Origin of the sequence: Flavobacterium croceum DSM 17960 (genome assembly GCF_002917885.1) — a bacterium.
GTDB lineage: Bacteria > Bacteroidota > Bacteroidia > Flavobacteriales > Flavobacteriaceae > Flavobacterium > Flavobacterium croceum.
The window spans coordinates 1-2,760 of record NZ_PQNY01000062.1 but is presented as its reverse complement, the minus strand read 5'-3'; the positions used below and the strand labels follow the sequence as shown (position 1 = coordinate 2,760).

4 protein-coding genes are annotated in these 2,760 nt (G+C 29.8%); all 4 read left to right on the top strand.

Features of this window, described 5'->3' with window-relative positions; genetic code table 11:
• The first annotated feature begins 131 nt into the window (after nt 1-131).
• The gene (locus Q361_RS13350; RefSeq protein ID WP_146047049.1) at nt 132-734 is read left to right on the top strand and encodes a hypothetical protein; all 603 of its coding nucleotides are present in this window, start codon (nt 132-134) and stop codon (nt 732-734) included.
• A gap of 159 nt (nt 735-893) precedes the next feature.
• Nucleotides 894-1,307, top strand: a complete 414-nt coding sequence (locus Q361_RS13345) for a hypothetical protein (RefSeq protein ID WP_103727224.1) — start codon at nt 894-896, stop codon at nt 1,305-1,307.
• Nucleotides 1,308-1,586: 279 nt separating this feature from the next.
• Nucleotides 1,587-1,973: a hypothetical protein gene (locus Q361_RS13335; protein WP_103727223.1), complete on the top strand. Its 387-nt coding sequence runs from the start codon at nt 1,587-1,589 to the stop codon at nt 1,971-1,973.
• Between the two features lie 20 nt (nt 1,974-1,993).
• The gene (locus Q361_RS13330) at nt 1,994-2,467 is read left to right on the top strand and encodes a PEGA domain-containing protein (protein WP_103727222.1); all 474 of its coding nucleotides are present in this window, start codon (nt 1,994-1,996) and stop codon (nt 2,465-2,467) included.
• Nucleotides 2,468-2,760 lie beyond the last annotated feature (293 nt).

The window sequence follows — 2,760 nt, the reverse complement described above, 5'->3', positions numbered from 1 at the left end:
CTTAAACTGAAGTCTGTTTTTCACGAAAATGTTTATCTTTAACAGAAATTTAGCCGTTCGCTGGCTTCGCTTCTGCGTCAAGCCGCGAAACGTTGGCAGTAATGTTGAAAAAAATTACGCTGAAAAAAACTATGGCTAAATTTAAGATTTACACAAAAGACAAAAAATTTTATGTTACTGATAATAAATTGTACTTAGTACAAGTCATTTTATTAACTCCAGGATTAATTCACCTAATTTTTTTTAAAGACAAAGAATATCACAATTTAGAAGTTTCATTATTATGGATTTCTTTAATTTATATGATAATATCGATGTTTCTTAATTGGACAAGTTTCGCAAGATATCGTCCATTAGAGGGAAAAATAGAAGGTGAAATAATACTAAGTGAAGAAGAAATATTAATAGAAAACGAAGTAATAAAAATAAAGGATATAAAAAATATTGAAATTACAAATGATGATTTTTTAAACTTTATGAAAAGTTACAATAAGTATGTAATGCTTGGAAGAAAATCTTATGGTGTCGAAAACGAAATAAAAATAACATTAATAAACGGGAAACTATATAAAATAAATTATCAACAAGACCAAAATCACGATATGCAAGAATGTAAAGAACTTTTAAAATTATACTTCAAAAAAGGAATAATAAGTTTAGAAAATCTCATGTATGTGCTTGGAATAGTCGAAGTAGAAGAAAAAACTGAATTTAAAAAATCATTAGAAATATAGAAAACACTACTGCCAACAGCCGTTTGGCGCAATGGCTAGTTTTGTTTTTCTTAGACGGAAATTACTAAGTTGAAATTTTGATTATATTTAGAACAAATTATTTAAAAAGTCGCCACTGTCGCCAAGCGGCGGCACGTTAGCTGTAATTGTACCAAAACTATGGATAAAAAATTTACTAATTTAAAGATTGAATTAATTAATGCAGGACTAAGCGAAAAAAATTTCGAATATCTTTATAACGCGATAAAGTCTGGAACAAAGAGAGAATTAATTTTCAAAAATTTAACTTCTGATGTTAGAAAAGTCAACCCCGAAATTGCTAATATTTCAATTGAAAAAATGTATAAATTAAATGGCGGTGAATTTAAGTATGAAAACAGATCAGGATATTTTTATTCAGCTGCCTACTCAATAATTGCAATTGCTGGATTATTGATATTAATTAGTTTTTTAAGCGGATACAAATTATCAACAAAAATTGTAATTGCGAGTGCTTTATTGTTTTTTGGGTTTTCTTATAAAGCAATAACTACAATGCTGAAAACTGTAAGAGGTAAATATCGAGACGAATAAATACAACTACAGCTAACATAGTATTGGCAAAATGCGGGGGAAAGTGTAAAATTGAAAAGCACAAATATTATTCCGCTCATGCTTTTCAATTCTGCATTTTTTTGTAAGTTAGCAGTATTGAAAAAGCATTCGCTACGTTTGGTCTTCCTTGAACTTTTCGTTCTTCGAAAGCCCGCACTTCGCCAATACTTTTTCCGTTGGCAGACATATTCGAGAACCAGAATACAGAAATAAAACAGAAATAAAACAGAAATAAAACAGAAATAAAACAGAAAATCAATGAGAAAATTATTATTTGGAGTGGTGACATTTTTGCTTGTAAGTTGTGGAGCAAGTGTTAAATCGAGTTTTACAGAACAACTAAAACCGTTAACAATAGAAAATAAAGTTGCATTCTTAGATTTGGAAAATAAAGTTCCTGAAAATGCAAAAAAAATCGGAAACGCTAAATATGGAGATACTGGATTTTCAACCGATTGTGATTTTAACACAAATCTTAAAAACGCTAGAAATCTTGCACGTGAAAAAGGTGCAAATATTGTGAAAGTTACAGAAAAAAAAGAACCTAGTATTTTAGGTTCGTCTTGTTACAGAATTAAAGTTGACTTCTATTTTTACGAAGGCGATGTGACAAAATTATCACAATATCAATTACAAATTAATTAATCCTTAATATTTATTTAAAAATGAGAAAAACAATTATCTCTAGTTCAATTGCGATTACATTATTATTATTTTCAAGTTGTGCAACAATCGTATCTGGTTCAAAACAAAACGTAAAGTTTTCAAGTAATCCATCAACAGCAACTATCTTCATTGATGAAGTAGAAGTTGGCAAAACACCATTTGAAATAAAACTTGCGAGAAAAAGTGAGCATAGCGTTATGATTAAACTTGAAGGTTATCAAACTTATCAAACTAAACTAACAAAAAAATTCAATGCTTGGTACATTGGAAATATCTTATTTGGTGGTTTGATAGGAATAATTGTTGACCCAATAACTGGAGCAATGTACAATTTAACGCCAAATGAAATAAATGCGCAAATGAATAAAGGAACTGCATTTAGAGGCAATGGAAAAGATGTTTATATTGCTGTTGCATTAAATATTGATCCAAGTTGGAAAAAAGTTGGACAACTTGAAAAAGTAAACAACTAAAAAAAAAAAAAATACGTCTGCCAACAGCGGTTTGCAAAAATTGGGGTTTTGGTCTTGACTTTACACATTGTTTTGTACTTTTGTGGTCAGTGATTTACTGAAAGTTTAGGCTAACCAAATCCCCAACTTCTGCAAGCCGCGGAACGTTGTGTGCCATACTTCCGACGAAATTCAGAAGTGAAACATTTTAGTTTGAATAACCATTTGAATTTTAAGACTTGACGAAATGTCCACTTTTTTTGAGCTATTAGAAAACTAACGGCTGAATTTTATCTGAAATCGAGTAAAGTTTG

Bases quoted from the DNA above. Each gene is read 5' to 3' on its own strand.
- Q361_RS13350 (WP_146047049.1), top strand. From the start codon at position 132: ATGGCTAAATTTAAGATTTACACAAAAGACAAAAAATTTTATGTTACT.
- Q361_RS13345 (WP_103727224.1), top strand. From the start codon at position 894: ATGGATAAAAAATTTACTAATTTAAAGATTGAATTAATTAATGCAGGA.
- Q361_RS13335 (WP_103727223.1), top strand. From the start codon at position 1,587: ATGAGAAAATTATTATTTGGAGTGGTGACATTTTTGCTTGTAAGTTGT.
- Q361_RS13330 (WP_103727222.1), top strand. From the start codon at position 1,994: ATGAGAAAAACAATTATCTCTAGTTCAATTGCGATTACATTATTATTA.